At 51.6% G+C, this 20242-nt stretch carries 21 protein-coding genes; 12 read left to right on the top strand and 9 right to left on the bottom strand.

The window, feature by feature from the left end; all coding sequences use genetic code 11:
• Positions 1–220: transposase (locus Q397_RS0115545; protein WP_028880211.1), on the top strand; the 220-nt coding region annotated here is incomplete at its 5' end.
• Positions 221–367: 147 nt separating this feature from the next.
• Here the strand turns inward: Q397_RS0115545 and Q397_RS22865 are convergent.
• The 6 genes from Q397_RS22865 to Q397_RS0115515 form a co-directional block, all read right to left on the bottom strand.
• On the bottom strand, positions 368–2455 hold the full coding sequence (locus tag Q397_RS22865) for a YgiQ family radical SAM protein (protein ID WP_051610127.1): 2088 nt from the start codon (positions 2453–2455) through the stop codon (positions 368–370).
• A 38-nt stretch (positions 2456–2493) separates the two neighbouring features.
• On the bottom strand, positions 2494–4155 hold the full coding sequence (locus Q397_RS24350; protein WP_028880210.1) for a sensor histidine kinase: 1662 nt from the start codon (positions 4153–4155) through the stop codon (positions 2494–2496).
• A gap of 60 nt (positions 4156–4215) precedes the next feature.
• The gene (gene queE / locus Q397_RS0115530) at positions 4216–4929 is read right to left on the bottom strand and encodes a 7-carboxy-7-deazaguanine synthase QueE (RefSeq protein WP_028880209.1); all 714 of its coding nucleotides are present in this window, start codon (positions 4927–4929) and stop codon (positions 4216–4218) included.
• Positions 4926–5282: a 6-pyruvoyl trahydropterin synthase family protein gene (locus tag Q397_RS0115525; RefSeq protein ID WP_028880208.1), complete on the bottom strand. Its 357-nt coding sequence runs from the start codon at positions 5280–5282 to the stop codon at positions 4926–4928. Before Q397_RS0115525 ends, queE begins: the two co-directional genes overlap by 4 nt.
• Before the next feature lie 4 nt (positions 5283–5286).
• Positions 5287–5997: a 7-cyano-7-deazaguanine synthase QueC gene (gene queC / locus Q397_RS0115520; protein WP_240475087.1), complete on the bottom strand. Its 711-nt coding sequence runs from the start codon at positions 5995–5997 to the stop codon at positions 5287–5289.
• Positions 5998–6145: 148 nt separating this feature from the next.
• Positions 6146–6520 (bottom strand): hypothetical protein, encoded by a 375-nt coding sequence (locus tag Q397_RS0115515; RefSeq protein WP_028880206.1) that lies wholly within the window; start codon positions 6518–6520, stop codon positions 6146–6148.
• A 121-nt stretch (positions 6521–6641) separates the two neighbouring features.
• Here Q397_RS0115515 and Q397_RS0115510 point away from each other — a divergent pair, with 121 nt between their 5' ends.
• Positions 6642–8231, top strand: coding sequence for a peptide chain release factor 3 (locus tag Q397_RS0115510; protein WP_028880205.1), 1590 nt, complete (start codon positions 6642–6644; stop codon positions 8229–8231).
• A 127-nt stretch (positions 8232–8358) separates the two neighbouring features.
• Positions 8359–10221, top strand: coding sequence for an ATP-binding protein (locus Q397_RS22855; RefSeq protein WP_169738005.1), 1863 nt, complete (start codon positions 8359–8361; stop codon positions 10219–10221).
• Positions 10222–10260: 39 nt separating this feature from the next.
• Here Q397_RS22855 and Q397_RS0115500 read toward each other — a convergent pair whose 3' ends face one another.
• The 3 genes from Q397_RS0115500 to Q397_RS24345 form a co-directional block, all read right to left on the bottom strand.
• Positions 10261–10560: a hypothetical protein gene (locus tag Q397_RS0115500; RefSeq protein ID WP_028880204.1), complete on the bottom strand. Its 300-nt coding sequence runs from the start codon at positions 10558–10560 to the stop codon at positions 10261–10263.
• Between the two features lie 79 nt (positions 10561–10639).
• Complete coding sequence (locus Q397_RS0115495) at positions 10640–12484, bottom strand: caspase family protein (RefSeq protein WP_028880203.1); 1845 nt, start codon at positions 12482–12484, stop codon at positions 10640–10642.
• Between the two features lie 43 nt (positions 12485–12527).
• On the bottom strand, positions 12528–12968 hold the full coding sequence (locus Q397_RS24345) for a glycine zipper 2TM domain-containing protein (RefSeq protein ID WP_051610125.1): 441 nt from the start codon (positions 12966–12968) through the stop codon (positions 12528–12530).
• A 155-nt stretch (positions 12969–13123) separates the two neighbouring features.
• On the opposite strand from Q397_RS24345, the gene Q397_RS0115485 reads away from it, so the two are divergent.
• The 9 genes from Q397_RS0115485 to Q397_RS0115445 all read left to right on the top strand — a co-directional run bounded on the left by Q397_RS0115485 (position 13124) and on the right by Q397_RS0115445 (position 20242).
• Complete coding sequence (locus tag Q397_RS0115485; protein ID WP_028880202.1) at positions 13124–13966, top strand: hypothetical protein; 843 nt, start codon at positions 13124–13126, stop codon at positions 13964–13966.
• Positions 13967–13977: 11 nt separating this feature from the next.
• Positions 13978–14427, top strand: a complete 450-nt coding sequence (locus tag Q397_RS0115480; protein ID WP_028880201.1) for a hypothetical protein — start codon at positions 13978–13980, stop codon at positions 14425–14427.
• Complete coding sequence (locus Q397_RS24340; RefSeq protein ID WP_051610124.1) at positions 14424–15143, top strand: lytic transglycosylase domain-containing protein; 720 nt, start codon at positions 14424–14426, stop codon at positions 15141–15143. The genes Q397_RS0115480 and Q397_RS24340 overlap by 4 nt, the downstream gene beginning before the upstream one ends.
• An 8-nt stretch (positions 15144–15151) precedes the next feature.
• The gene (locus tag Q397_RS0115470; protein ID WP_028880200.1) at positions 15152–16660 is read left to right on the top strand and encodes a hypothetical protein; all 1509 of its coding nucleotides are present in this window, start codon (positions 15152–15154) and stop codon (positions 16658–16660) included.
• Complete coding sequence (locus tag Q397_RS0115465; protein ID WP_028880199.1) at positions 16657–17184, top strand: hypothetical protein; 528 nt, start codon at positions 16657–16659, stop codon at positions 17182–17184. The genes Q397_RS0115470 and Q397_RS0115465 overlap by 4 nt, the downstream gene beginning before the upstream one ends.
• Entirely contained in the window at positions 17181–18257 is a 1077-nt protein-coding gene (locus tag Q397_RS0115460) for a DUF4384 domain-containing protein (protein ID WP_028880198.1), read from the top strand. The genes Q397_RS0115465 and Q397_RS0115460 overlap by 4 nt, the downstream gene beginning before the upstream one ends.
• Positions 18258–18342: 85 nt before the next feature.
• Positions 18343–18912, top strand: a complete 570-nt coding sequence (locus tag Q397_RS0115455; RefSeq protein ID WP_028880197.1) for a hypothetical protein — start codon at positions 18343–18345, stop codon at positions 18910–18912.
• Positions 18913–18929: 17 nt separating this feature from the next.
• Positions 18930–19838, top strand: coding sequence for a hypothetical protein (locus Q397_RS0115450; RefSeq protein WP_028880196.1), 909 nt, complete (start codon positions 18930–18932; stop codon positions 19836–19838).
• Positions 19839–19858: 20 nt separating this feature from the next.
• Positions 19859–20242, top strand: a complete 384-nt coding sequence (locus Q397_RS0115445) for a hypothetical protein (protein WP_028880195.1) — start codon at positions 19859–19861, stop codon at positions 20240–20242.

Here is a 20242-nt window from a genome sequence, read left to right as displayed (position 1 = left end):
AGCGATTTACAAACGGCGCAAGGAAACTGTGGAACGCAGTTTTGCTGATGCCAAACAACTACATGGGCACCGCTATGCCCGTCTGAGAGGCCTGACTAAAGTGAAAGAGCAATGCTTGATGGCAGCCACCGCCCAAAACATCAAGAAAATCGCCCTCATCTTAGCCCGTCTCAGGTTTTTATGGCGATATTTACCCACTGGAACGCCCACATATGCCTGAAAATGAAGCAGTGGAGCAACCTGCTTAAAGAAATGTCCAACAGAACAAAAAAACACAACCTTATAGAAAATAACAAACCCCGCCAAAATTGACGGGGTTTGTCAGAGATCTGAAAGCCCCGTTGTTTTTAACAGCGGGGCTTTCTTTTTATCTACGACTTTTACGGCGTGGGCCGCTGGATCGTTTGGTAGGTTTATCGTCTTGTTGGCGGCGGCCTTTACCGGCGTGGGTGGTGACGAACTCTTGGGCTTTATGTTTACGGCCCATGCGTGCGCCTTCACCGCCTCTGCCGCCGGTGCCCTTGGGCTGCCAGCTGGGGACGAGGTGCTTTTTGCCGTTGCCGATCAGGTCTTCGCGGCCCATTTCTTTCAGGGCTTCGCGCAGGATGGGCCAGTTTTCCGCATCGTGATAGCGCAAGAAGGCTTTATGCAAGCGGCGTTGCTTCAGGCCTTTTGCCGTGCTGACCAGTTCACTGCCGTTACGTTTGACCGGTTTGATCGGGTTGCGACCGGAATAATACATGGCAGATGATAAAGACATGGGCGTTGGCGTAAAGGCCTGGACTTGGTCGGCGCGGTAGTTGTTGCGCTTTAACCACAGGGCCAGGTTCATCATATCTTCATCGGAACAGCCCGGATGGGCCGCGATGAAATAGGGGATGAGGTAATATTCTTTACCCGCCTTCTTCGCCGCATCATCAAACATCTGTTTGAACTTGTCGTATGATCCGATGCCCGGCTTCATCATCTTGGACAGGGGCGCATCTTCCGTATGTTCCGGTGCGATCTTCAGGTAGCCGCCGACATGGTGGGTGACCAGTTCTTTGACATAGGCCGGGCTTTTGACGGCGAGGTCATAGCGCAGGCCTGACTGGATGGAAATTTTCTTCACCCCTTTGACGTCACGGGCCTTGCGATACAGCTCAATCAGGCTTTCGTGGCTGGTGTTGAGGTTTTTACAGATGGTTGGATGCACACAGGACAGGCGGCGACAGGTCTGTTCAATCTCTTTGGATTTACAGGCCATGCGATACATATTGGCAGTCGGCCCGCCAAGGTCGGAGATTTGGCCCTTAAAGCCTTTGACCTTATCGCGCATATCCTCAATTTCCTTGAGGACCGATTCCTGACTGCGGCTCTGGATGATGCGGCCTTCATGTTCGGTGATGGAACAGAAGGAACAGCCGCCGAAACAGCCACGCATGATGTTGATGGAAAATTTGATCATGTCCCACGCCGCAATCTTCGCATCGCCATAAATCGGGTGCGGGTTGCGGGCATAGGGATGGGCAAACACCCAGTCCATCTCTTTTGTAGAAAGCGGAATGGGTGGTGGCGTGATCCAGACATCGCGGGTGCCGTGACGTTGCACCAGCGGGCGCGCGTTGCCGGGGTTACTTTCCAGATGCAGCACGCGTGAGGCTTGGGCGTAAACTTCCTTGTCATCGCGCACGACTTCATAGTCGGGGATTCGCACGACGATTTTGTCATCGCCCTTTGCATCGCGTGGGTTCACATCGTCAATGGAGGTCATATCGACTTCCTGCCAATCGTCCAGACTGGCATCGCGCATCAGTGCACAGCCGCGCACATCGAAAAAGGTCTTCGGGTCTTCGTCATTGGCGATGCGGTGGGCAACCTCGATCAAGGCACGTTCCGCATTCCCGTAAAGCAAGATATCCGCCTTACTGTCCAGCAGGATGGAACGGCGCACTTTATCTGACCAATAATCATAATGGGCAATGCGGCGCAAGGAGGCTTCAATACCACCGATGACGATCGGCACGTCTTTATAGGCTTCGCGACAACGCTGGGAATAAACGATGACCGCCCGGTCGGGGCGTTTGCCGCCTTCATCATGCGGGGTGTAGCTGTCGTTGGATCGAATACGGCGGTCTGCTGTGTAGCGGTTGACCATACTGTCCATGTTGCCGGAGGTAACCCCGTAAAATAGGTTGGGGCGGCCCAAGGCTTTAAACGGTTCTGCATCCTGCCAGTCGGGTTGGGCGATAATGCCGACGCGGAAACCCTGTGCTTCTAGCGTGCGGCCGATGACAGCCATGCCAAAGCTCGGGTGATCGACATAGGCGTCCCCGGTCACAAGAATGATATCGCAACTATCCCAACCGAGGAGATCCATTTCTTCGCGGGACATAGGCAAGAACGGGGCCACACCAAAACGGTGCGCCCAGTATTTACGATATTTCGTAATATCTTTGGCGTTTTCTATTTGCATGGGCTCTACATAAGCGATTGTGCGTAAAATAAAAGACTTTATTTATTTGTGGCTATTTCCACTGTTTCCAGTTCTTCACTGACCGGAAAGTCAACATAGAAGGTACTGCCTTGACCTTCCACACTTTCGAAGCTGACTTTGCCGCCCATTGCCTCCGCCAGATGGGCGACAAGGGCAAGGCCAACACCCGTGCCTTCGGTGTGGGTATGGTGCTTTTCACTCCTAAAAAAGGGCTCAAAGATTTTATTCTGTTCAGACTCGGGGATGCCAAAGCCGTTATCGCAGACATAAAGCCGCACATGATTATCCCCGCGATTTTTGCAGCCGAAAGTCACTTCGCCACCGGGGTGGTTATACTTGATGGCATTATGCAGCAGGTTGAGCAGAATTTGTTGCAATCGACGTGCATCGACGGTGATGAAACGCTGGCTCGCAGGGGTGCCGCGCAGGGTGATGTTGTGGCGTGCGGCAAGGGGTTGAGTCATTTCGTAGCACTGTTGGAACACGGTTGCGGGTTGCAGACGTTCTTTTTGCAACGAGATCCGGCCGCTTTCCACATGGGCCATATCAAGGACGTCATTGACCAAGGACAGCAAGAGTTCACCGGCAAGGCGGATTTGTTCTACCCAGCCTTTCTCTTTTTTACTGAGCGTACTGTCTTTATTGATGGCGAGTAGCTGATTGAACCCTAAAATGCCGTTCAAGGGGGTGCGTAATTCGTGGCTCATAGAGGACAGGAAGGTGCTTTTCGCCACATTGGCTTCTTCTGCCGCTTCCAGGGCGAGGGCAAGGTCGTCCGTTCGTTCCTTCACCAGATCGTCCATATGTCGGTTTAATTCCATGACCTCGCGGTGGGCCTTTTGCAGGTCAAAAGAACGTTTGATGGCAAAAAGGGCAAAGCCGATGAGAATTAGCGCAATGCCAATGACCGCGACACCGTAGCGTTTGAAAATGGTGCTGAGAACATCTTTGTGCCCGTGGATGACAAGGTGGGAGACCTGTTTGTCCTGACTGTCATTGATGGGAACGACAAGGCCGGTTTCTGGCGCGCTTTCGAATCCGAGATAGGGTAAAGAAAACTTTTTGGAAAGTGTGTCCCAATGGGTTTGATCGGCACGGGTAAAGGTCATCAGAACATGTTTTTCAATGTCCATCCGTTCGGTTTTTCCCGCTGAAAAAGAGGTTTCATAGGTAAACGCGCTGGCCCCAACCAGAAAAAGCTGCCCATCGATCTTGATCCAATGCCCGGACCCATGGGTGTCTTTAGGGCTTTTTTTGCGGGCGATGTCGGCAACGCTGAGAACTTCTTCGTTTGCTGCGAGGTTGGCGGGGATGGGAGGGCTGTCTTTTGCGCTGGCGTCAAATCGCATCCATGTTTTATTGTCGGGGGTCAATACCAGTGTGGTGCAGTAGTCATAGGTTTTTAGAAGATAGCTGCCGATGTTGAGGTCGGCAAAGGTCTGGTCCTTTTCAATGAGTACCTTCTGAATCGCTTGGTCCCAAAGGGTAAATTCATGGGCGACAACGCTGACATCCTCGATCTGGTTTTGAAGAATGGCGTTGAGAAAATGGCTTCTTTCTTCCTCAAGCTGGTTATCCTGTACCTTTACGATTTCCAGCACAAAATATCCGATAATGAGCAGTGCGATTAACGGTGTAGAGATTAAAAGAGCCGTATTTTTAAGCGTATGGTTAACCATGTTTCTCGTCACCTTTCTTTTTTAAGGCTCTTTTCTTATTTTTACACAAGAAGTGGCGGTTTAAACACCGCGTTCATTCCCCCAGATTAGAACGTGGAGTTGAGGCAAGACTTTTGCCTCATACCATTCATCTTGCGCGACTTTTTCTGCCAGCCATTTTAATCGGTCCAATACGCCTTCGATGTCGGCAGCATCTTCTGCGTTGGGTCGATGGTTACCTGGTTGAAGATAAACCGGAACGTCCGGTAACGCAAGCGCAGCTTGGCGTGCGTAATCATAATCAGTCTCATCGAAGACCACGACCTTGAGGGAGGTTTGAGTATTCTCACCCGCAAAATTACGACACTCTTTTAACTTCTGCCAGTCGGTTTTCATCAGCGAGGAAGGCCCTTTTGGGCTGAGTGTCAGATAGTCAATCTTGGCAAACCATGGGCGGGCTAAACTACCCTGAGTTTCCATAGCGAAGCGATAGCCTTTGGCGTGACCGAGGTCGAGCAATTCTTCCAGGTCCGGCATGGCGGGGTTGCCGCCGGACAGGGTCACGACCAGGGGCGTGTTGTTACTGAGCCTTTCAACTTCCGTCATAATCTCGGCAGCGGTGGCTTTGTACCATTGGTCCGCGTGGATGGTATCGACGGCGTACAGGGTGTCGCACCAGTCACAACGGTAGTCACATCCGGCGGTGCGCACAAAGATAGTGGGTAGACCAATCAGGGCACCTTCTCCCTGAATGGTCGGGCCAAAAATCTCGCTCAGTTGGATTTTTTTACTCATGGACGGTATTCTGCCCATGTTTTTGGGGTTTCGCTGATCCGCACGGCGACCACTTCAGACCACCGAGCATGCGCCCACTCATAGAGGTGCTGGGCCATTTTTTCAGCCGTTGTGTTATTTTCCCCCAATACGTCATTGAGGTGGCGGTGATCTAGCTCATCGTCGATATAGTTTTTTAAATCGGACAATTCGCGGTAATCACGCACGAACCCCACACTGTTGAGCGTGGTTGATTGCAGGACGACCTCGGCAATATAGTTGTGTCCGTGTAGACGCGAACAGGGATGATCTTCTGCGAGGCCATGGAGTTGGTGAGACGCAGAAAAGTGAAATTGTTTGGAGATGGTAAACATAGGTTTAGGCCTGTTTGTTTTTGTAGTCTTCGCGTGCCTTGATCCAGAAGTCGGGATCATCATAAACGGTCGGGTCTTCTTCCCCGGCCAGATAAAACGCCTCGCGCCGCTCAACGCAGGTGCCGCAGCGCCCGCAGTGGTTTTCCCCGCCTTTGTAGCAGGACCATGTTTCCGCATAGGGCACGTTGAGGGCAGTGCCTACGCGCACGATCTCGTCTTTGGGGATGTGCACGAACGGAGCGTAGAGTTCCACCTTGGCATACCCATCTAGGGCGTGGGCCTGCATGGTGTTGAACGCGTTGATAAAGTCGGGACGGCAATCGGGATAGATAAAGTGATCCCCGCCATGAACGGCCGTTGCTACACAGTCACAGTTTTGGGCTGCGGCTGCGCCAAAGGCGATGGTCAGCATGATGGCATTGCGGTTGGGCACCACGGTAGACTTCATGGTGTCTTCGGCATAGTGACCATCGGGGACGTCCACATCATCCGTCAGGGCCGAGCCGGTGAGCAGGGCGCCGATGGTGGTGATGTCGACAACTTTGTGCGGCACTTTCAAGCGATCTGCGCACAATTGTGCAAAGCCGGTCTCCTTTTTGTGGCGTTGGCCGTAATCAAAGGAAATCAGACCCTTCAGGTCGTGTTCATGTGCCATTTTGTAGGCAAGCGTGACGGAATCAAGACCGCCAGAGCATATAACTATAGCTTTCATCATTTATCCTTGTTTTTTCCGGGTAGGCTGCGACCGGGCAGCGATAAAGGTCCGCTGGCGCTTAATGTGCGCGCGGCTTATGTCACGTCCTTGTCGGAAAAGCAAGGATTTTCGGGGGGAATTGCGTGGGTGACCGGGCAAAGAAGACGGGTTATTTCTTCTTTTTCTTCTTCTTATCTTTGTTTTTCTTCTCTTTTTCGAACGACTCACTAAAATCGATCAAAAGGTCAACATCGCTGATGAGCCAGAGGTTAAACAGGGTTTTGTTCTGCTTCGCCCACTCCGGTGCGCTGGCCTCGACAGCAATTTCTACTGCGGTAATATAATGAGGGTCCAGCTTGCGGGTATCTTCGTTTGCCTGTTGGGCAAGTTTTTTCAGGCTTTCCTTGGCGTCACCCGGGACCCATGTTGCCAGCCATTCTTTGCCTTCTGCGCGCTTGCGTTCCATATAGCTGGCTTGTGCGGATGCATGTTTGGCGCGCTTCTCTTTTACCGTTGGTTTTGACGTCTTGTTTGTATCAGTCATGATTGTAAACCTCCCCTTCGTTTCATAAGGGTAACAATTTGTGACCTCTGCGTCAAAAAAAAGGGGTGGAGATTTTGGGAAAAATCCCTATTGTCTCGGAAATTTTAATGGGCTTTTGATCATGGCAGATTTACAAACTGAGATTTACAAGCGAAGAACGTTTGCAATCATCTCCCACCCTGATGCGGGTAAAACCACTCTGACGGAAAAACTTCTGTTGTTCGGGGGTGCGATTCAGCTTGCCGGTGCGGTAAAGGCAAAGGGCGATCGTCGTCGCGCCCGTTCTGACTGGATGAAGGTGGAACAGGAACGCGGGATCTCGGTTGCATCCTCGGTCATGACCTTCGATTATCTGGGCAAGACCTTCAACCTGCTGGATACGCCGGGCCACGAAGATTTCTCTGAAGATACGTACCGTACACTGACCGCGGTTGATTCTGCCGTCATGGTCCTTGATGCGGCAAAAGGTATCGAGAACCAGACCCGAAAACTGTTTGAAGTCTGTCGCCTGCGCGATGTGCCGATCACGACCTTTGTCAACAAGCTTGACCGGGAAGGACGCGATCCGTTTGAAATTATTGACGAAGTTGAACAAGAACTCGCGTTGGATGTTGTGCCTGCCAGCTGGCCCATCGGTATGGGGCGCAACTTCCTTGGGTGTTATGACCTGTTTAATGACACGCTGATCCTTGTTGCAAAAGGCAAGAATGATCAATTGAGCGAAGGCATTGAATGTAAAGGTCTGGATGATCCGAAGCTGGATGAAATCCTGCCGGAAGATGCGGTTGCGAAATTGCGGGAAGATGTGGAAATGGTCCGCGGCCTGTGTCCGGAATTTGATCTGGAAAGCTATCTTGCGGGGCATATGACACCGGTTTACTTTGGGTCTGCCGTCAATAACTTTGGTGTACGCGAATTGTTGCAGGGGCTTGCCAAAATGGCGCCAAGCCCACGTGCCCAAGCAACGACCGAGCGTGAGGTGGAACCGACAGAGAAGAAAGTGACTGGTTTCGTCTTTAAAATTCAGGCCAACATGGACCCGAAACACCGTGACCGTATCGCGTTTGTGCGGCTTTGTTCCGGTCATTTTAAGCGTGGCATGAAGATGAAACATGTCCGCACGGATAAAATGATTAACGTTCATAACCCGACGCTGTTTTTAGCGCAGGATCGTGAACTCGCAGAAGAAGCCTTTGCAGGTGATATCATCGGATTGCCCAATCATGGCAACTTGCGGATCGGGGATGCGTTGACTGAAGGTGAGATGCTTCGCTTTACCGGCATTCCAAGTTTCGCACCGGAAATTTTGCAAAAAGCCCGCCCCGATGACCCCATGAAGGCGAAACATCTGGGACGTGCCTTGCAACAGATTGCAGAAGAAGGTGCCGCACGGGTCTTTAAGCCGCTGATCGGGTCTGACTGGATCGTCGGTGTTGTGGGTGTGCTGCAGTTTGAAGTTTTGGCGGATCGTATCCGTACGGAATATAACATTCCGGTCCATTTTGAGCCGACATCACTGTACACCGCGCGTTGGGTAACCTGTAGCGATTCGTTGAAACTGAAAAAGTTTTTGGATGAAAACCGGGGCGCGACCGGGGATGACCATGATCAGGAGCCGGTCTTCCTTGCGCGTAATGCATGGCATTTGGATAAGGCGATGGAAGATTACCCGGATTTGGAGTTTCATAAGACGAAAGAACAGGTGACTTAAAGTTACGCTCTGATAAACTATTTCAATGTCCTTAAGTATTTGAATACTTGATGTGAACGCAATCGTTGCGTCTTGAGTTGAAAAGGCGTAGCTTAGGTTTAATGGAACGTTGAATGGGATGACTTTAGTGTCTGTTTTTTCAGGTAGTAGCAATTCTATCGGGGGGAAGCTCCGACTGGCATTGATGCCGCCCTTTGTTCTTGCCGCTGTCTTTATGGCGGGCTTGTTTTCTTTTTTGACCTATACGGATCTGGAAGACGAGCTGGAGAATAAACAGAAAACACTGGCTGACATTTACGCAACGGCCCTGTCTGATGCGGTCTGGAATTTGGACCAATCGGGGGCCGAGGCGATTTTGGCAGCTCTAAGCCTCGACCCTGACGTCTCCGGCGCGGTGGTGAAGGAGCAATTTTCCGGTATCTTGGCAACGGTAGGCAATACTCTGCCGGAAGATGTGGAAACACCATTGCTGGTCCGCCGTGCGATCCGCAGCGATGCGGATGTGGGCGGGGAAACCATTGGTGAAGTCGCGATCCTGTTTCACAAAGAACGTTTGGAAGTTCTGCTTCAAGACTCGGTTATTCAGATTTCCGGTCTTTTGTTGCTGTTGATGCTGGTTTTGAGTGTCTCTGTAACAGGGGCGATCCGGCGTTTTGTCTCTGATCCGTTGGAGACCCTGTTGCGCGGTATCCAAAAGACCGAGGAAAAACATAGCCGCGAACCCATCGACTGGCAAACCGATGACGAGTTCGGCATTGTGATTGATGCCTACAATGGCATGATCAAGCGCCTGAGTGATGAAGAAGAGGCCTTGATCCAAGCCAAGAACGCGGCGGAAAAAGCCAACAAAGCCAAATCCTCTTTCCTTGCCACCATGTCCCATGAATTGCGAACACCGCTGAACGGGATCACCGGTATGGCTCAGTTGATGGAAGATACCGGACTGGATGATCGTCAGCGCAACTACCTGCACAGCTTGCGTAGTTCTGGCGATGTGTTGCTGTCTTTGGTCAACGATATCCTTGATTTCTCCAAGATCGAAGCGGGCGCGTTGGAGATCGACCATCACGCCTTCTGTCTCTATAACGCGGTGAAAACGGTTGAAGAATTGATCCGCCCGCAAGCGCGCGGCAAAGGGATCAAGACCATCTTGAAGATCGAAGTGAAACCGGAAGACTATTTCTGGGGGGACGGATCCAAGATTACACAGGTTCTAACCAACCTTGCCGGCAATGCGGTTAAGTTTACCGATCTGGGCGAAGTGACCATTTGTGTCGACGTTTTGGAAAAATCAACCGATGATGCCTTGCTGCGTTTTTCTGTCCATGACACGGGCATCGGCATCCCGAAAGAACAGTTGGAAAACCTCTTTACCGCCTTTACGCAGGTCGATACCTCTATTTCACGGCGCTTCGGCGGGACGGGGCTTGGCCTCGCGATTTCGTCCGGTTTGGTGGAAAGCATGGGCGGTGATCGCATCTTTGTCGATAGTGAGGTCGGTGTCGGCACGCACTTCTACTTTGAACTGCGTCTGCCAAAAGCGGAAGTCCCTGCCCATATCTGCGCGCCAAGCCGTCAAGGGGCTGTGGTCGGGCGTGAGCTGAGCATTTTGGTGGTGGAAGATAACAAGATCAACCGCACGGTTGCCAAAGGTCTGCTGGAAAAAATGGGACATATTGTCTCATTGGCAAACGATGGGCAGGAAGGTGTGGATGCAATGATTGAATCGGATTTCGATCTGGTTTTGATGGATATTCACATGCCGCGCCTGAACGGTCTGGAAGCCACGACCAAAATCCGCAATCTGGACGACAAGAATAAAGCCAACGTGCCGATCCTTGCGCTGACAGCGGATGTCATGCAGGACAGTATTGAAAAATATTCCAGCTATGGGATGCAGGGCTATGTGGCAAAACCGGTACGCCGTGAAGCGCTGATGGATGCACTTGCACCCTACACCATGAACAGTCATATCGGCGCATATATTTAAGCGATAAGTTTAGGTGAAAAGGGGCTGTGCTGTCACGGCCTACCCGAAGGTATTTAGCACACGTCTTTCTGTTTCATCAATGGAGGCGAGGGCTTTAGCCACTGCTTTATAATTGATTTCGGCCTGCTTTAAGTTAACGATTTCTTCTGACAGGTTCACACCTTCATTAACTTCCTGAGCTTTAAAAGCGATACTGCCGCCTAGGTTATTTGAAACAAAAGAGCCTTGAGTCTTTTTAAAGCCTTCAGTTTCAACATTCACAATATTATGCGCAGTATTGGCTGTATAAGCGCTTATGGCTGGTAAGGCCGACGCTAGAGTGTTTAATGCTGAAATCATAACAAACCTCACTTCGCTTTCGCCAGTATATACCACATTTGAGCGAAATTTCAATTTTTACCCAATAAGCGGCAAACAATTAATCTCTAAACGGTGGCGGGATGTGACGTTTTTTCTTGTCCTTGAGTTTGTCTTTAAACCGTTCTTTTTGGTTAAAAAACTTGGAGGGCGGCGGTGGTTTACCATATTGGCTGGTGGTTTCGTACGGGCGCGGTGGCTGCGGGCAGATATCATAGAGCTGTTTGGCAAGGGCTATAAACTGGCGACGGTCCTGTTTGTCGCGAAAACCATAGGGCCCGTATTGATAAAGTGTTATCCCGGTTTCGCCGTCGCTGTCGGCTGTCGGGCGGCGCAGGACAAGCCTGTCGCGTTCCTGATTTTGCCAATAGTGGGCTTCGACTTGACGGTCAACGATATCAATCGTTTTGTCCCGGGACATGGGATGGCTTAACGATAAAGATGCCGAAATACGACAGCGATTAGCATCGATTTTGATCCAGTTGTAGGTAAAGCGGGTCGGTTCATCCGCATCAGGGGCTTGTTCAATAAAGCTCTGGCGGGCAAGCAGCGCGCCCATGGACTTGAGCGTTCTTTCAATTGTATCGTAGGGATCATCGTCTGTTCGGGGCGCGCGCTCATTTAACACCATGGCCTCATCCAGGTCTTGTTCCGGTGTGTGCACCTGTTCTGGCGGGGCAGGGAGCGTCTGGCTGGTCGACAGGCGGGTGCGTTCTTCCAGTTTTTCCAGACGGGCTTTCAGTTCGCGAATGGCGCGGTTTTCTTCTTCCGTGGCGATCTCTTTTTCTTCGCCCAATAAATCGGAGAAAACATAGCCGATGATCTTGCTGCCTTTTTCCACCGCATACCACGGTCGATCTGTCACCTTGGCGGCAACATGGATGGGTTCGCCTTTTTCCAGCATATCGACCCTTGGGGCACGCACAGTGGGCCGCGCACGTACATTTGCGTTTTTAACGGCAAACATATTTTCTTCTACCGGCGTTAAGGGATAGGCCTCTGTTTCAATGGCTGGGGCTTCTTTTTCAATGACGGGGCGGGTAGGGTAGGTGCCGTCTGTGGCTTTGACCAGCACGCGGGTGTCGTCGCCGATCATGACGGGCACTTGATCGCGATTATAGGTGCGGCGGGCTTTGTAGCGCATCTCATCTTGCAGGTAGGCGTTGACCTCTGCCAGTTGGACCTGTCCGTCGGCATCTTGATCGGCCTGTCCATAAAGGGCGCGCAGCAGATATTCTGTAAACAGGCCGTGCTGGTTCTCTTCATCCCAACTGGCAAGCTGATCTTTGGACGCGGCGGTCAGGACACTGAGGTTGCCTTGTGTGGGAATGTTTGCTGTGGGGGGCACAATCTGCGCGCCGGAGGCTCGTTTGATCAAGGTGCCAGCGTGACTTTGTCCGCTAAAACAGGCATCCAAAAAGACGGTGACCGATTTGGCCTCGACCTGAGAGAGGTTTTTGTACAGCGTGTCGATGGGATAGCCATTGATGTCGGCGGTTTCAATGTCCGCATCGACGGGTAGCAGATAGCTTTTGTCATCATAACGCCCCGGCACGCCATGACCGGAATAGAAAACATAAAGGTTGGACACATTAGGCTTTACGTATTGAAACGCCTTGCCGCGATGGTTGCCGCTGCGGCCAAAGGCGGATTGCATTTTGGCTTGGGTGGCGTTTTCCAGATAGATGATATTTTCTTCGCGGATGTTGAGCACGGTCCGGGCGAGTTTTTTCATCGCTTTGGCATCATTTAAGGCAAAGCTGACGTCAGGGATATCCTGATCCTCATAGATTTTGTTGCCGATGATGATGGCAACATCGTCGTTGGATGGCATCTGGCTCTGGGCAGGGTTTGTGCTGACTGCCCAGAACAGTGATGCGGAGAGGAGAAGGGAAATAGCCTTCATGATGGCTCCAAACCTGTGTGTCTTCTTTAGTTAAAATATAGGTTTAGTCTACCCATTGGCAACGTTTACCTTTTTTATTGCAGACGATGACGTCGCCTTTGTAAACGCCAGCTTGTTTCCATTTGCGTTTTTTATGGGGGCGTTCTTTAACGATGATGATTTTTTCACGCGGGCGTGCTTCACGGTAAATGATGCGTTCGCGTTCCACCACACGGCGGCGCGGGCGCTCATAATAGTCATCATCTTCGTAGCGCGTGGTGCTGGACCCGACCTCATGACCAAGGACAGCACCGATCATGGTGCCCGCGGCTGTGGCAACGATACGCCCGTTGCCTTTACCAATGGTGGACCCGATCACGCCCCCGCCAATGGCCCCGATAATTGTTCCAATGGTGCCATCATCGACAGCTTTTGCGCTGTTGGGCGTTGTAGTTGCCATCAGCAAAGCAGCGGTAAAACTTAATGCGATTGTCATGCGTTTCATCGAAGTCATCCTTTTTCAGTTATCGACTTTCAAAGGCTATGCAGACCCTAGAGGATGTTTTTTTGCACTTCCCAAAAAAGGGGGGCAGAAAAAAGCGGCTCTCGTCCCTCCATAGTGTCAGGCAAATGCAAGAACACGGTCGAAAGGGTTGAACGATGTTACTTAAAAAAGTGATAATTTTTCTGGCAGTCGCCTGCCTGTCCACACAGGCACTGGCAGCGCCAAAAACACGGATCCTTTATATGGAAGTCGATCAGGGGCAAGATATGCTGAGTCGCCATGATCCGGCTTTTCGGCGGATTTTTGATCATACGGGCAATTTTCTTCATCATGAAAAGGTCCGTTTATTTGAAGATCAGAGCGATGGTGCAGGGTCGCTTTCTTTTGCAGACGCAATGGATATCGCGCGCCTGAGTAAGCGTGAAAAACTGGATGCCATCGTGCTTGTTTCTCTAAAACATAAAAAACACGCCAAAAAAGGGGAGCTGAATGATCAATTGATCGTCCTTGCCAAGATCATTGACGCCAAGACATTGGACGTGGTGGAGACCGTGCGTGTTAAAAGTCCGCGCGCTGTTTTGTCTGGCAAACGGTGCGGGCCTTCCTGTCAGGAGATGATTGTTAGACGCCATGTGCGCGAAATTCTCCCGGAATTTAAGGATCAATTGGCTGAGAAGCTGGTGGATTACCGCCCCCGTTATGCAAAATCCGTCAAGCCCGCTGGGCAAGTGACCCTGACGCTTAAAGGCTTTAAACCGCGCGAGGTGTATTATCTGGAAGATCGCCTTCAGGCCTCAGCCGGGACGCGGGACTTAAGCACGCTGACATCTAGTGCGGATAAGCCCGCTTATTGGCTGGAACGGCGCAAAGATGCTGGCGACTTGCAGGATGAACTTGCAGAGGTGCTGGCGGGATTAAATTTGCAAGCCCGGATCATTCAGACGGAAAATCAGGTCGTGCTGGTCAAGATTGATCAGGATATGGCGGCGTTGGATTAAGGGGACCGGTCATGAGCGATACGACACAAACAAACGCGATGGCGGAGATTGCATTGGCACTTGCCATGGGCTTTTTCTCCATCATGGTGCTGACCATGGTGTCTATGGGCAGCGGTATGGTGAGTTCGGCACAAGCGACCAAAAGTGCGATTGAGGAAAACCCGATCCAGATCGCCAAAACCGCCCCGAAAGACAGCCAGACAACAGAGGAAACAGGCAAACAGATCCAAGTGAAATCAGAAGAATTGATCGTTTTTTATAACGGGCAATATCTCGACCATAGTTTAAAGGCAGTTTCCCCAACAACCTTGCAGGGTCGTGACAAAGTGGTCCTGGCTGTTTCTCCAGATCTTTCCATGTCACAGACGATGACGGCACGCAATGAGCTGTCGGTCGGGGATATAACCGTGGTGATGCTGGATCAAAACTGGCTCATCCGATTGCAGGAGATGGGACGATGAAACGTGTTTTTCCCTTACTCTGGCTGACAGGTTTGTTTTTAGCCGCGGCTTTTGTGGCAACGGCGCAGGCGAAAAGCCGATTTGAGATCAAACAAATGGTGATGAGCGAGGCGCAGCAGTCTACTGTCCCGGTGTCACTTGCGTTGGCCGTGGCAAAAGTTGAATCGGACTTTAACGAAAAGGCGCTGAGTTCTGCTGGCGCGCGCGGCGTAATGCAGATCATGCCGGCAACCGCCCAGCTGGAATTTGGCGTTCATCCTGACGAGCTTTGGACGGCGGAAGAAAATATCCGGCTTGGCATCCGTTTTCTGGAAAAGCTGTACGCGCAGTATGATGAAAACTGGGAACTGGCCTTGTCCCATTATAATGGCGGGACGCTTAAGAATAAGCGGGCGCATACCTTCAATCAGGGCTATGTGCGTAAGGTGCAAAAATGGCAGCAGGTCTATTTTGAACAAGCCAGCCTGTGGGATGCCATTGAAGAGGAAAAGGAGACGCCTAACCTTAAAGAATGGACGCTACGAGACACCGGCGAGGGCAGTGCAAACCTGATCGAAGAGGTTGTTTATCTGGAGAATGAGGAAGGCGTAGATTGGTCGCGCCCCGAGATCATCGTTGTGGAACGCGCGCCGGACTTTCGGCGCTGGCATCGCCCACCACCCCCACGGGGAAGACCGTTTGGTCATCGTGGCGGGCACCCACGTCATTTGCGTTGATTAGACAGATGCTTGTCTATATCCTTTTTGATGAAGGGGAGGATAAAGACGTGGAGACTGCACACTCATCCATTTTGCGCGCAGGCGGCAAAGATCAGCTGCTCGCCGATTTTGGGGCGATGCGTGAAGCGATCACGCCTGAGGGGGAACCCAAATATCTTGAACGCCCGACCCTTGAGACCTTAGCCAAATTTATCTGTGCCCAAACCACAGGCGCGCATAAAGACCTTGCCTTGTTTGAGCTGGCCCATCTGGTCTTTGCCGTCGCCGCCCTCAAAGGGCAGGGGGAACGAACCACCTTTTTTCTAAGTCCTGAACGACCTAGTCGGGGACGTCTGCGTGCGTTCTTTACGGACTGTAAAACCGATCCGACGGTGGGGATTGGGGTGGATGGCGTCCAGTTGCGCTATGACGGGCAGGTGTTTCTCATCCGGTTTGGCCGGATGCCTTTTCTCATCGCGCTTTATGAGTTCCTCTGTTCTATGGAGGGATTTGCGCATTATGTAGTCATTACTGATATATTTGATCAGGCAGTCTCAGACGGGCTTTCCCTCAAAAGCCTGAAGGCCTGCGCGAATGGTTTGTCATCGCTGATGCGCAAATACCGGATTGCCAATCTGTCCACAGCACAGGCCGATGGTAAGTTTGTGCAGGTCTATAAATTTTTGCAGGATCAAAGCGGCGGGGCGCAGATAATTTTAACGGATCAGTCGGTTTTTGACTTCTGGTGCCTCCATAACACGGGCAAGGATTACAGAGGATACAGAACCGTGTTTGATTTGTTTTGCGACTTCGCCCATGCGTTTGAGGCAGCACGCGTCCATGAAAATGCCCACCATGCCGCCCGCCTTGGCCTGTCGGTTGAAGACGGCGAGGTCGATCTGGCGGGCGAGGATGTGGATGCGTCCGTGGAGGATGACTGGGTTAGCCCGTTTGACATCTTTGATCAGGATGAATTTGCCCCCGTGCGGTTTTTCAAAAAATCCAGTGAACGTGGCCCGATTGAAAGCTTGATGGCTTATGGCCCGGATGCCTTGCGTCTGCCCATCGCCTTTGTGCGCCATGAAATTTTTGGTCAAGTGCAGGCAGGTATCACAAATGACCTGCAGGTGGGGCGGGGGGCTGCCTCCGTCCAAACCCGTGTGAACTGTGAAGATGTGCCAAGCTATCCGCAACGGTTGGCGGAATGTCTGCGTATTCGGGATCATATCAAAGCCCTGCAAGGGGCAAGCTTGCATGTTTTACTGATGGATAGCGAGTGCGCAGAAGGTGAGAGTGAGGCACGCGATCAGGCCCAAAAGGCGTTTGGTAAAATGAACCGTAAAGGCTTTGACGGGGATGCCATTGATCAAAAAATGATCTTTGAACAAGCGGCAGATGCGCTGGTTAAGATGGAGGCGCAGTTGGATCACTATATCAAAAAGCTGGAAAACCAAAACCTGCCCCCTTTGTTTGAAGCGGACAAGGTGGCTTTTCAACAGCAGTTTAAACATCTCTATGCAGAGGTACTGACATGACAGAAATTGTCATCTCACCGGACTTAAAAGACGCCGCACAGACCGAGTTTGGCGCGCTTGACCAACAGCGTGACTTGATGCAGGCCCGTGGGGGCGCGGGTTTGGCACTCAGTCGGGTTTATGGTTATGTGGAGGGCGGCACGGATGAGGTGGTTGCCCACGCGCTACAGTCCGATTTGGCGGTGCGCAGGGTCTATCAAAACCTGTTGCGCAGGCAAGCCCTGTTCCACATCCCCCAAGCGATCGCCGCCAGCAGTGAAGAGTATCCGATGCGTCATTGTACGGGATGCCGCGTGCGCTTGCAGGCTTCACGCGCGCAAGAAGATCAGGTTTATTTAATCATTGAACTTGCGGATCAACGCAGTGACAGCCCAACCCGCCTTAATCTGTTTGGCGTGGACGAGGTTTTTGCATCCGTTGATTTGCCAGCTCAGCGAAACGGTGTTATTCAGACCCTCCTTGATAAAGACAGCTCACAAGCCAGATTATTGGCTGACCCGAAGACGGAGATTATTCTCAGGTGAAGCGTATCGCCATTCTCATTGCCACAACGGGTGGACCTGTATTGGTGGACCGTATCACACCGGAGCCTGCACCGCAGTCCATGGTGTGTTTGCGCCGTCAATCCGATGTGTTGCCCATCAGTGCGGACTACGATGATTTTGTGCGCGCAGGCTCCGGCGTGATCATGCGCGAATTTGGGCCGTATGAGGAAGGCGCGTTCCGGCTGGATGTCAGTGGGCCGATTGGCACGGGGCAAAGTTGGCAATTAGGCGTTTTTGCTGCACATGCGATTTTTAAATCGGAGACAGCGGTTTTGTCAGATCTGGAAACGGCTGATCTGATCGTGTGGCTGACCGGCACGGTGGATTATGACCTGAATGTCGCAGATGTGGACCATATGGCGCAGAAGGTGGAAAGCTCCGCCTTTGTGCTGGCTGATTATATCGCGAAAGGCACACCGATCCTGTTTGGCGCGGGCCTTGAAAATGCACAATTCTTGGCAGACCACCGCCCGCCGGAAGGAATAACGGTTTGCCCCCTAAACACCACGCATGATTTATTGGAGATCTTGGGGCTGGTAGCCAATGTGCCGGAAACGGTGGCAGAGGAGAGCGAAAGGTCCTCTAAAAGCTTTATCCTCATGGCAGTGCTGACGCTTGCTGCTTTAGTCGCGCTCTATCTTTTTCTGGTTAAGGATCATGCGGAAGAAGAGGTGCTGCAGGTGCAAACCCCGCTGGAGATTAACCTGACCTCTGATCGCGGGAAAAACCCCATCTTCTTTTTCGGCGATTACCTGAATTTGATGGTGGAAGTCAGCGAAGCGGCTTGGGTGCAGTGTTTTTATGCGCAGGCCGATGGCAAGACGTTCCGCATCTATCCCAACGATCAGGTCAAAGAGGTGACGCGTTTTGAGCCCAATCGCCTGCATATCTTAAGCGGGGGTGAAAATTCTTCCTTCGCCATCAAGCTCGGCCCCCCAGAGGGACGCGAGGAAGTGGCCTGTTATGCGTCTTTGCAAAATATCGACATTGATCCCGCCCGTCCGCCCAAGGACAGTGTGGTTGATGTTTTGCACTTTGATCTCAAGCCTTAAAAAAATATTTCTCCAAAGCCGATAAAAAAAGCCTCTGTCCTCTCCATAGTTGGTCTAACAGGATTAACTTGATGGAGTGAGGAGCATGTTTCCTTTTTCTAAGCAGACGAAAAAACGCCTTTTAAGCGGTGTCGGGATGGGGCTGGTCGGCTTGACGCTGAGCGCCTGCGTCACCCAACCGCCGTCTTTTGGCGAAGGTATCGATTTTCGTGAAAGCCGCTATAACGAAATTTCTGCGATGAAGGACTATCGCGACTGTCGTGACCATGCCCTTGAACTGGACCGTGAAGCCCAGTCTCAACACGACCCGGCAAAATATCTCGCCAGTGCCCGCATGATTGAAAAATGTGAGGCTAAGCTGGGACCAGATGTTGCCGATATTGCAGTCGATGAACGTATGCGCGCTTATGCCCTGACCATTCAAAACCACTTTAAAGGCGGGGATGTGGAACGTGCGCGGGAAAACCTCGATAAATTCACCAGCAATTTTGATGGACGCGATCTGTATTTCGCCGATGGCTCCTCCTTCATCCAGACGATGGAAGTTTTGTTGGGCAAACGCGGTGCCGGATCCATCGGGCGCTATAGCGATGCCAACGTTAATAAAGACCTGAAAAGTGATCTGCGTCGCGTGCGCTATTGGGCCAGAAACTAAAGCGCAAGGAGGATACCATGTCTGATTTTCCACTTATGATCCAATCGGCTGACCCCAAAAAACTGGCCCGTCTTTTAACATGCGTGTTTGTGGGTGGTATTGTGCTTGTGGGCACCATGTCATTGGCCCAAGGCGCGCCCAAATGGACGCCGCAAAGTTCTGAACGGTTGGTGAAGTTGCCGCCCAGCTATCTGCAAAAATCCATCGATCATGATTTTGCACGCTCCGAACTCGGCACCGCCATTCAGGAGAAGGAGGAAAACCTGTCCCTGAAAGGCAATACCCTAGGTGATTTGCAAAACGCGATTGAAACAGCGGATGGGGAGGTGCGCAGCGATTTACGCCATCAGTTTTTGTCAGAAAAACGCAACTACCTCGCCATGATGTCGGAACGCAACGAGCTGCGTCGCAAGCATCTGCTGACCAAACGCCGCTTGTTTGACGATATGCTTGACCGCTTGTCAGCCGAAGAAGGCGCGATGACGCCGGAAAAGGAAGAACTGCTGGCTTTGCAGGATGCCGCGGCTGAACGGTTTGAAAGCTCCCTTGCCAAAGTGGATCAACGCCTGTTTGAAGCCCCGGAACTGGAAGAAAGCAAATATTCCCAACAGTACGCCCAGAACAAAACGGCGATTGAACAACTGGTGGCCCGCATCGACGGTCATAAAATGAATGAAATGCCCGTCTCGGAAAATGGTGTGATTTTAACGCGCGAAGAACATGTCCGGCGCATGGTTGCCGATGTGCAGACCGAACTTGCCGTACTGGATCAGGAAGAAACCATCCTTGGCTATATGGCAAAGTTGGTGGCACTGGATGCCATGGCTTTGGCGGAAGAGGGACTGGATGAAGAGTTGCTTGACAGTGATGTGGCGCAAAACTCCCTGACCCCAGCGAAAAATGTTTCGTTCTTTCTGAACAATTGAAATTTGAAGGAGTAAGACCGATGAAAGCGACTTATTTGATTGCGGGTGGACTGGCCCTGATGGCCCTTGCGACTGCCGCCAATGCCGGTACCCTTGAAAATCTGGAACGTGAACGTTCCATGACCATCAACACGTTTTTAGATGCTGACCTGTCGGTAGATGAACGTCAAGCCAAGCTGGACAGCCAACGCCGTCGCTTGATCGACCTAGAACGCATTGTCATGCGCGATAAATCCTTGCGCGGCGAAAATACCAAGACGGTGCGTATTGCCTTTCAAAATTACGATGTGACCTTTTTGGGTCATGCCTCGGCTGAAAAGGGGCATACCATGGTGGATCATTGGCTGCGTCAATTTGGCGTCTCCACAGATGATCTGATGTCCACCCGTGTCGGGAGACGATAA

Origin of the sequence: Terasakiella pusilla DSM 6293, from assembly GCF_000688235.1 — a bacterium.
Lineage (GTDB): Bacteria > Pseudomonadota > Alphaproteobacteria > Rhodospirillales > Terasakiellaceae > Terasakiella > Terasakiella pusilla.
The sequence above is the reverse complement of the archived record's forward strand: the minus strand, read 5'-3'. Positions and strand labels throughout refer to the sequence as shown.

Excerpts from the sequence above, each read along its gene's own strand:
- Q397_RS22865 (WP_051610127.1), bottom strand. The coding sequence starts at position 2,455 with ATGCAAATAGAAAACGCCAAAGATATTACGAAATATCGTAAATACTGG.
- Q397_RS24350 (WP_028880210.1), bottom strand. The coding sequence starts at position 4,155 with ATGGTTAACCATACGCTTAAAAATACGGCTCTTTTAATCTCTACACCG.
- queE (WP_028880209.1), bottom strand. The coding sequence starts at position 4,929 with ATGAGTAAAAAAATCCAACTGAGCGAGATTTTTGGCCCGACCATTCAG.
- Q397_RS0115525 (WP_028880208.1), bottom strand. The coding sequence starts at position 5,282 with ATGTTTACCATCTCCAAACAATTTCACTTTTCTGCGTCTCACCAACTC.
- queC (WP_240475087.1), bottom strand. The coding sequence starts at position 5,997 with ATGATGAAAGCTATAGTTATATGCTCTGGCGGTCTTGATTCCGTCACG.
- Q397_RS0115515 (WP_028880206.1), bottom strand. The coding sequence starts at position 6,520 with ATGACTGATACAAACAAGACGTCAAAACCAACGGTAAAAGAGAAGCGC.
- Q397_RS0115510 (WP_028880205.1), top strand. The coding sequence starts at position 6,642 with ATGGCAGATTTACAAACTGAGATTTACAAGCGAAGAACGTTTGCAATC.
- Q397_RS0115500 (WP_028880204.1), bottom strand. The coding sequence starts at position 10,560 with ATGATTTCAGCATTAAACACTCTAGCGTCGGCCTTACCAGCCATAAGC.
- Q397_RS0115495 (WP_028880203.1), bottom strand. The coding sequence starts at position 12,484 with ATGAAGGCTATTTCCCTTCTCCTCTCCGCATCACTGTTCTGGGCAGTC.
- Q397_RS24345 (WP_051610125.1), bottom strand. The coding sequence starts at position 12,968 with ATGAAACGCATGACAATCGCATTAAGTTTTACCGCTGCTTTGCTGATG.
- Q397_RS0115485 (WP_028880202.1), top strand. The coding sequence starts at position 13,124 with ATGTTACTTAAAAAAGTGATAATTTTTCTGGCAGTCGCCTGCCTGTCC.
- Q397_RS0115480 (WP_028880201.1), top strand. The coding sequence starts at position 13,978 with ATGAGCGATACGACACAAACAAACGCGATGGCGGAGATTGCATTGGCA.
- Q397_RS24340 (WP_051610124.1), top strand. The coding sequence starts at position 14,424 with ATGAAACGTGTTTTTCCCTTACTCTGGCTGACAGGTTTGTTTTTAGCC.
- Q397_RS0115470 (WP_028880200.1), top strand. The coding sequence starts at position 15,152 with ATGCTTGTCTATATCCTTTTTGATGAAGGGGAGGATAAAGACGTGGAG.
- Q397_RS0115465 (WP_028880199.1), top strand. The coding sequence starts at position 16,657 with ATGACAGAAATTGTCATCTCACCGGACTTAAAAGACGCCGCACAGACC.
- Q397_RS0115455 (WP_028880197.1), top strand. The coding sequence starts at position 18,343 with ATGTTTCCTTTTTCTAAGCAGACGAAAAAACGCCTTTTAAGCGGTGTC.
- Q397_RS0115450 (WP_028880196.1), top strand. The coding sequence starts at position 18,930 with ATGTCTGATTTTCCACTTATGATCCAATCGGCTGACCCCAAAAAACTG.
- Q397_RS0115445 (WP_028880195.1), top strand. The coding sequence starts at position 19,859 with ATGAAAGCGACTTATTTGATTGCGGGTGGACTGGCCCTGATGGCCCTT.